The organism is Methylobacterium sp. WL18 (assembly GCF_008040015.1).
Lineage (GTDB): Bacteria > Pseudomonadota > Alphaproteobacteria > Rhizobiales > Beijerinckiaceae > Methylobacterium > Methylobacterium mesophilicum.
Genome location: NZ_VRVD01000258.1, coordinates 1 through 6,512, shown reverse-complemented (window position 1 = coordinate 6,512; position 6,512 = coordinate 1). Strand labels below are relative to the sequence as shown.

The window sequence follows — 6,512 nt, the reverse complement described above, 5'->3', positions numbered from 1 at the left end:
CCAGCGTCCGCCGCGGCGCGAACGGGCGCCGGATCCGGATTCGCCCTTCGCCAAGCTGGCGGCGCTCAAGGCGCAGCTCGAAGCCGGCGACGGCGGGAAGCGCTGACGCCCGCGGATGCGGGAGGGTCGGCAGCGGCTCGACAAGTGGCTTTGGTTCGCGCGGTTCGCGCGGACCCGTTCCCTGGCCGCGCGCCTGTCCGAAGACGGCTTCGTGCGGGTGAACGGAACGCGAGCCGAGAACCCGGCCAAGGGCATCGTGATCAGCGATGTGGTGACGGTGGCCGCTCCTCACGCGACCCTGGCCGTGCGCGTACTCGGCCTCGGAGAGCGGCGGGGACCTGCCCCGGAGGCACGGCTCCTTTACGAGGACTTGGCCGGCGTACAGTCGGCGATTGAGCTACCCGAGTGATGAACCGGCGCCACAGAGGCGCGCCGCCAATCGGGTCGCAGTCCCCTGGGACACCCGTGCGCTTGTCAGCCCGGGAGGCAGGGTCTAGAGCCCTTGGCTTCCGAAAGACTTGGTTCGACGCGAGGTTTTGCGGCGCACCATCGAAGCGCCACCTGGGCGTGTGGGCCTTCCAGGTTCCGCCCGGGCCGAACAGAATTTTTAGGACGAAGACAGCCGATGACCTACGTCGTCACTGACAATTGCATCAAGTGCAAGTACATGGACTGCGTCGAGGTGTGTCCGGTGGACTGCTTCTACGAGGGCGAGAACATGCTCGTCATCCATCCGGACGAGTGCATCGATTGCGGCGTCTGCGAGCCCGAGTGCCCGGCTGAAGCGATCAAGCCCGATACCGAGTCGAACCTCGAGACGTGGCTGAAGCTGAACGCCGACTACGCCAAGAGCTGGCCGAACATCACCCAGAAAAAGGACGCGCCATCCGATGCCAAGGAGTGGGACGGCGTCTCCGGGAAGCTCGAGGCGCATTTCTCCAGCAACCCCGGCTCGGGCGACTAGAGCCTGATGCTGCTGCGCAGGTCGGGCTGGACCAGGGTGGTTCAGAACGCGGGCCCGCGGCGGGCAAAAATGGGGTAACGGACCGCCTCACGATGTTGCGATCGATCCTTGGCTTGTTCCGCGCCTGTGGATCAGGGCCGAAACCGCATTGGACCTGCGTCAAGCGAAGCCCTGAGCCGCGAGCAGGTCATTCCTCTCCGGCTTGGCCGGTGTAAAACTCTTTCGAGGCTGCGCCCGGATCGCGCGCGCTTCTTCAGGGATGCTTTGATCTGTGCGCCGGATTGTGATACACAATCCGCCTGCCGTCGCTTGCGCCAGACGTGCTCCCTCAGACCGAAAAGCCTTTCGCTTTCGTGAATTAGAGGCGTGGCACGCGAACGACCGCCGAGGGTGACTTCGGCGGATGTTCCGGTGTTTGCACGGCCGCGCCGGGGAACGCCCGGATCTGTGCCTGGTGGGCACGGGTCCCGGGAACGGCGAGGCAAACCGGGTATCCCGCCCGGAAGAACACGGTTTTGCGCGGCGCGGAGCGTCGCGCGCCAGTGGAGGCCCTTCTCGCATGACCACAGCCAAGAAGACGACGACCGTTGGCCGGCAAGGCTTCAAGACCGGTGAGGCCGTCGTATATCCGGCCCACGGCGTCGGTCGCATCACCGCGATCGAAGAGCAAGAGATCGCGGGCTACAAACTTGAGCTGTTCGTCGTCTCGTTCGAGAAGGACAAGATGGTCCTGCGCGTCCCGACCGCGAAGGCCAACTCCGTCGGCATGCGCAAGCTCGCCGAACCAGACCTGGTAAAGAAGGCCCTGGACGTGCTGACCGGCCGGGCCCGGATCAAGCGCACCATGTGGTCGCGCCGGGCGCAGGAATACGAGGCCAAGATCAACTCCGGCGACCTGCTGGCTGTCACCGAGGTGGTGCGCGACCTGTTCCGCTCCGAGGCGCAGCCCGAGCAGTCCTACTCGGAGCGCCAGCTCTACGAGGCGGCCCTCGACCGGATCGTGCGCGAGATTTCCTCGGTCAACCGCATCACCGAGACCGAGGCGCTGAAGCTGATCGAACAGAGCCTGGCCAAGTCCCCGCGCCGCGCCAAGAGCGAGGCCGAGCCGGAGGCGGAAGCCGAAAGTGAGGGCGACGATATCCAGGAAGTCGCGGCCTGAAGCGCCCCTGTTTTTTCGAAGGAAAAAGCCCGGCCCCTGGGGGTCGGGCTTTTTCGTGCCGGCACACCGGATCGGTAGCCGCTCTCGCTTTTCCGCACCCGTTCAACATACCGGGGGCTGGACGACGCGACGTTAGAACCCATGTCTCGTACGGAAACACGAAAACGTGGCCATTCGCCTGTCGCACTGCGAAGGCGTATGGCGGAACTTTCGTGATTGGCCTTCCGTTGTCGGTTGCCTGGCGCCGCCGTTCGGTGACGCCCTGCGGGTTGGACGCTCCGTTCGGCGCCGCAACAGCACTCGGCAACAAGAGGCAGGCGGGATGGCTGATATCGCTGGAATTCGACGGCAGTTCATTCGGACTGCCATGGAGGCGCCCTTCCTGGCCCGGGAAGAAGAGCGCGGCCTAGCCGTCCGCTGGAAGGACAACCGCGACGAGCGGGCGCTGCACCGCCTGATTTCAGCCCATATGCGCCTCGTCATCGCCCTGGCGGGGCGTTTTCGTCATTACGGGCTGCCGATGGCAGACCTGGTGCAGGAGGGTCACGTCGGCCTCATGGAGGCCGCGGCGCGGTTCGAGCCGGAGCGGGACGTCCGGTTCTCGACCTACGCGACGTGGTGGATCCGGGCTTCGATCCAGGACTACATCCTGCGCAACTGGTCGATCGTGCGCGGAGGCACATCCTCGGCCCAGAAGGCCCTGTTCTTCAACCTGCGCCGGTTGCGCGCCCGGTTGATGCAATCCACCGAAGAGCATGTCGGCGACGAGATCCACCGCCGCATCGCCACCGCCATCGGTGTCTCGCGCGACGATGTGGCGTTGATGGATGCCCGCCTTTCGGGTCCCGACATGTCGCTGAATGCCCCAGTCGGCGAGGATAACGACGCGTCCTCCGAGCGTATGGACTTCTTGGTTGATGGGGCTGCGTTACCGGACGAAACCGTGAGCGCCACGGTCGACGGCGAGCGGCGCCTCAGCTGGCTGCAGCAGGCCCTCACTGTCCTATCCGAGCGAGAGTTGCGCATCTTGCGCGAGCGGCGTCTCGCTGAGGATCAGGCGACCCTCGAGGCTCTTGGCCAGCGCCTCGGCATCTCGAAGGAGCGGGTCCGCCAGATCGAGAACCGCGCCCTGGAGAAGCTCCGCCGCGCCCTGGCCGACCGCTTTCCGGCCGCCACCGGCAGTCCACATATCGGCTGATCCTCCTGGCAAGAGGAGGCGGTCTTTCGAACGAGCCCGGCTCCTGGGCCGGGCTTTTGCGTTTCCAGCAGGGGGCTCGTTCTGGGCCCTGCTTGGAGAAAGGTTCTACGCTCCCTGCACCGCCGCGCTGCGCCGCTCCCGTCGACGCCGGCGCCGACCGGGCTCGGGGGTAGTATCGAGCCAGATCACCAGCGCAAGGGCGGCAAGCGCAGGTACGCCGAGGGCAAGGAACGCGCCGGTCCAGCCGAACAATCCGTAAGATAGGCCGCCATACCACCCCGACAGGGCGCCGCCGACACCCTGCACGGCGTTGACGCTGCCGAGCGCTGTTTGGGTGCGCCCGGACCCCCAGGTCAGGTCCGCCACGATCACCGGCACCGCCACGCCGACAATGCCGGAGGCGACGCCGTCCAGGACTTCCGCCGTAATGAGCCAGACCGGGTCGTCAATCAGACCCGACAGGACCGCCCGCACCGGCAGTACCGCGAACGCCACCATCAGGAGTTGGCGCCGCCCACGCCGATCCGCCAGGGAGCCGGCGAACAGCGCCACCGGCACCATCACGAGTTGTGCCACCATCACGTAGCGGGCGGTCCATGTCGTCGCGTCGGCGGCGGTGGCCACCAGTTTCTGTCCGAGCAGGGACAGCATGCCGCCGTTTCCGAGGTTGAACAGCGTCAGCGCTACGGTGAGCACCAGCAGGCGCCGGTTGCCGAGGACCTGACGAATGCCGCTACGCTGCGGCTCGTCGTCCGCGTCCTCTTTCCAACCGACCGCGCGGCGCCGGTTCCAGGCACCGGCCGGGGTTGTGAGCGTCGCGACGATGGCGGCGACCGCCATGCCGCCCAGCACCCAGAATGCGATCGCCGGTCCGAACGTCCCCGTACCGAGGCTGATGCCGCCGGCGGCGATCAGGATGCCGACATGGTTGAACGCTTGGTTGCGACCCTGTTGTTTGGGGAACCCGTCCTTCCCGACGATCCCGAGGGTCAGCGCGGCGATCGCCGGCAGCAACAGGGTGCCTCCCGCAGCGGCGAGCAGTTGCGCCACTAGGACCGCCGGGAAGCTGCGCGCTGGGAGAAGCAGGAGTGTGCCCGCCAGGATCGCCGCGCAAGCGAGCGCCACCAGGAGGCGCGGACTTGGAAAGCGGTCGACCAGGGCCCCGAACGGGCCGCTCAGGAACAGCGTCGCGATGCCCACAAGGGTGATGACAAAGCCCACCCGCGCCGGGCTCCAGGACGCGGCCTGCGCTAGCCACGTCCCCAGGAAGGGGCCGAGGCCACCCTGGATGTCCCCGGTGAACAGGTTGATCAGGGCGAGGTGTGCGGTGGGGCTCATGCGATCCAGGTCTGGCAACGGGCCCCGGACCTGAACGCCGTCCCTCGTACGGTCAAGCCCGGCGGCGGGCGTCCGCGCCGTGCGGCCTCACGGACCCGGCGGGCCGTACTGCATCTGCCCGTCGCCGAACGACCAGTTCTCGGGCGCGACCTCGACCAGGTTCACGAACACGTCGGCCGGCTTCACCCCCGGCTCGCGCCCGAGGTTGCGGGCCACCGCTGTGTAGAGCGACCGCTTCTGTGCGGTGGTCCGTGTGGCGTTGCAGTTGATCTGGATGATCACCAGCCCGTCGCCGCGGTGGATGTCGAGATAGTTCGGCCCGTAGTGGAAGTTCGCCGTCTCGTGCTCGTGGACGACGGCAAACAGATCGCCCTCCGGCACCGTGAAGGTCTCGCGCAGGGCGGCGTAGATCCCCTCCACGAGGGCGGTGCGGAAAGCCGGGGCCGTGCCGGTGCGCAGGGAGATGCGGATCAGAGGCATCGAGGTCTTCCGGGAATAGGTGTCAGACGCTGCGCAGGGCGTCGAGACCGGGGGCGGCGAGATGCGCGACCTCAGCGCCGGATCGAGCGTCGATAGGGTCGGCAAGCAGGGTGAACCGGGTCAGACGCCACGCGGCGGGGTCGAGCCCGACCAGGGTGGCCAGGACACCCGGTTGCGTGGCGAGGTCCCGGCCCCGGGCCCGCTCGATTCCCCGCTGGCGGAGCAGGTCCTCGTCAGGGCCGACCGGCCGCGTCTCCTCGGACAGGGCGACGGCCGTCGCGGCGCCGCCGAGGCTCACGTCGAACGGAAGCCACGTCTCCACCTGCGGGCGGCCGAAACTTTCGATCACGGCCTGGAACGCTGGGCCGGCGAGGAAGTCGGCGGCGGCGCCGGCCGTGCGCCACAGGTAAAAAGAGCTGTAGGCGTTCGCGGCTGTACCGCGCGCCCGCTCCTCAATGGCGACGGCCTTGAAGACGAGGCCGGGTATGGCGGCCCAGCCGGGGGCCCGTTCGGCGATCCGGGTACGAATGCGATCCATCGGATAATCGGCCGGCAAGCGGTGTCGGTAGCGCGCAACGAGCATCGTTCCCTCCTGGGTTCCGATGCCAAAGTTGCCGAGTCGCATCATTTGATCCAGATATCGTTGATCATATCTATCATAACGGATGCTTGTGATGCTGGCCCGCCCCCTCGACCTCGACGGCGTCCTGGCCTTCGTGCGGGTGGTCGATCTCGGCAGCTTCACCCGGGCGGCCGAAGCGCTCGAGACCTCGCAGGCAGCGATCAGCCTGCGCCTCAAGCGCCTGGAGGATCGGCTCGGACAGCGGCTGCTCGACCGGACGCCCCGGCATGTGGCCACCACTCGAAAGGGCGAACTGTTTCTGGCAGCAGCCCGTCGGCTGCTGGAGGCGCACGAGAGCGCTCTGGCCGAGATGGACGGCGTTGTCCCGGCCCGGCTGTGCCTGGGAATCAGCGACCACGTTGCTGGGCCTGACCTGCCCGCGCTGCTCCGGCGCCTCGGCCTCGCGAAAGACGGCCTGACCCTGGAGGTGCGGATCGTCCCCTCGCGGGACCTTGCCGCCGCCTTCGAGTCCGCAGGCGAGAGCGGCTACGACGCCGTGCTGGTGCGGACAGAAAAGATGCCCGGGCGGGACGGGACGATCCTGGCACAGGAACGCCTGGGCTGGTTCGCCGCTCCGGACTTCCCGATCCCGCCGGCGGGCGAGCCGCTCCGGCTGGCGGGCTTGTCGAGTCCCTGTAACGTCCGAGCGGCGGCGGGCCGCACGCTAGACGCGGCCGGCCTGCCCTGGACCGAGGTGTTCGTCGGGGGCGGCGTGCTGGCTGTCGGGGCCGCCGTCATGGCGGGCCTGGCG

8 protein-coding genes are annotated in these 6,512 nt (G+C 67.8%); 5 read left to right on the top strand and 3 right to left on the bottom strand.

Annotated elements, in window-relative coordinates:
• The first annotated feature begins 115 nt into the window (after nt 1–115).
• The 4 genes from FV228_RS17485 (at nt 116) to FV228_RS17470 (ending at nt 3,321) form a co-directional block, all read left to right on the top strand.
• Nucleotides 116–409, top strand: coding sequence for an RNA-binding S4 domain-containing protein (locus tag FV228_RS17485; RefSeq protein ID WP_147855792.1), 294 nt, complete (start codon nt 116–118; stop codon nt 407–409).
• Nucleotides 410–625: 216 nt separating this feature from the next.
• Nucleotides 626–964 carry a ferredoxin FdxA gene (gene fdxA, locus FV228_RS17480; protein ID WP_147855791.1) on the top strand — a complete coding sequence of 113 codons (339 nt, stop codon included), beginning with the start codon at nt 626–628 and terminating at the stop codon, nt 962–964.
• Nucleotides 965–1,523: 559 nt separating this feature from the next.
• Nucleotides 1,524–2,123: a CarD family transcriptional regulator gene (locus FV228_RS17475; RefSeq protein WP_147855790.1), complete on the top strand. Its 600-nt coding sequence runs from the start codon at nt 1,524–1,526 to the stop codon at nt 2,121–2,123.
• Nucleotides 2,124–2,445: 322 nt separating this feature from the next.
• Nucleotides 2,446–3,321 carry an RNA polymerase factor sigma-32 gene (locus FV228_RS17470; RefSeq protein WP_007559662.1) on the top strand — a complete coding sequence of 292 codons (876 nt, stop codon included), beginning with the start codon at nt 2,446–2,448 and terminating at the stop codon, nt 3,319–3,321.
• A gap of 105 nt (nt 3,322–3,426) precedes the next feature.
• Here FV228_RS17470 and FV228_RS17465 read toward each other — a convergent pair whose 3' ends face one another.
• From FV228_RS17465 to FV228_RS17455, 3 genes are all read right to left on the bottom strand, one after another.
• The gene (locus tag FV228_RS17465; protein ID WP_147855789.1) at nt 3,427–4,659 is read right to left on the bottom strand and encodes an MFS transporter; all 1,233 of its coding nucleotides are present in this window, start codon (nt 4,657–4,659) and stop codon (nt 3,427–3,429) included.
• 87 nt (nt 4,660–4,746) lie between these two features.
• Entirely contained in the window at nt 4,747–5,139 is a 393-nt protein-coding gene (locus FV228_RS17460; RefSeq protein WP_147855788.1) for a tautomerase family protein, read from the bottom strand.
• A gap of 22 nt (nt 5,140–5,161) precedes the next feature.
• On the bottom strand, nt 5,162–5,722 hold the full coding sequence (locus FV228_RS17455; RefSeq protein ID WP_147855787.1) for a DUF4865 family protein: 561 nt from the start codon (nt 5,720–5,722) through the stop codon (nt 5,162–5,164).
• Between the two features lie 91 nt (nt 5,723–5,813).
• Here FV228_RS17455 and FV228_RS17450 point away from each other — a divergent pair.
• Nucleotides 5,814–6,512: LysR family transcriptional regulator (locus FV228_RS17450; protein WP_147855786.1), on the top strand; the 699-nt coding region annotated here is incomplete at its 3' end.

Bases quoted from the DNA above. Each gene is read 5' to 3' on its own strand.
- FV228_RS17485 (WP_147855792.1), top strand. From the start codon at position 116: ATGCGGGAGGGTCGGCAGCGGCTCGACAAGTGGCTTTGGTTCGCGCGG.
- fdxA (WP_147855791.1), top strand. From the start codon at position 626: ATGACCTACGTCGTCACTGACAATTGCATCAAGTGCAAGTACATGGAC.
- FV228_RS17475 (WP_147855790.1), top strand. From the start codon at position 1,524: ATGACCACAGCCAAGAAGACGACGACCGTTGGCCGGCAAGGCTTCAAG.
- FV228_RS17470 (WP_007559662.1), top strand. From the start codon at position 2,446: ATGGCTGATATCGCTGGAATTCGACGGCAGTTCATTCGGACTGCCATG.
- FV228_RS17465 (WP_147855789.1), bottom strand. From the start codon at position 4,659: ATGAGCCCCACCGCACACCTCGCCCTGATCAACCTGTTCACCGGGGAC.
- FV228_RS17460 (WP_147855788.1), bottom strand. From the start codon at position 5,139: ATGCCTCTGATCCGCATCTCCCTGCGCACCGGCACGGCCCCGGCTTTC.
- FV228_RS17455 (WP_147855787.1), bottom strand. From the start codon at position 5,722: ATGCTCGTTGCGCGCTACCGACACCGCTTGCCGGCCGATTATCCGATG.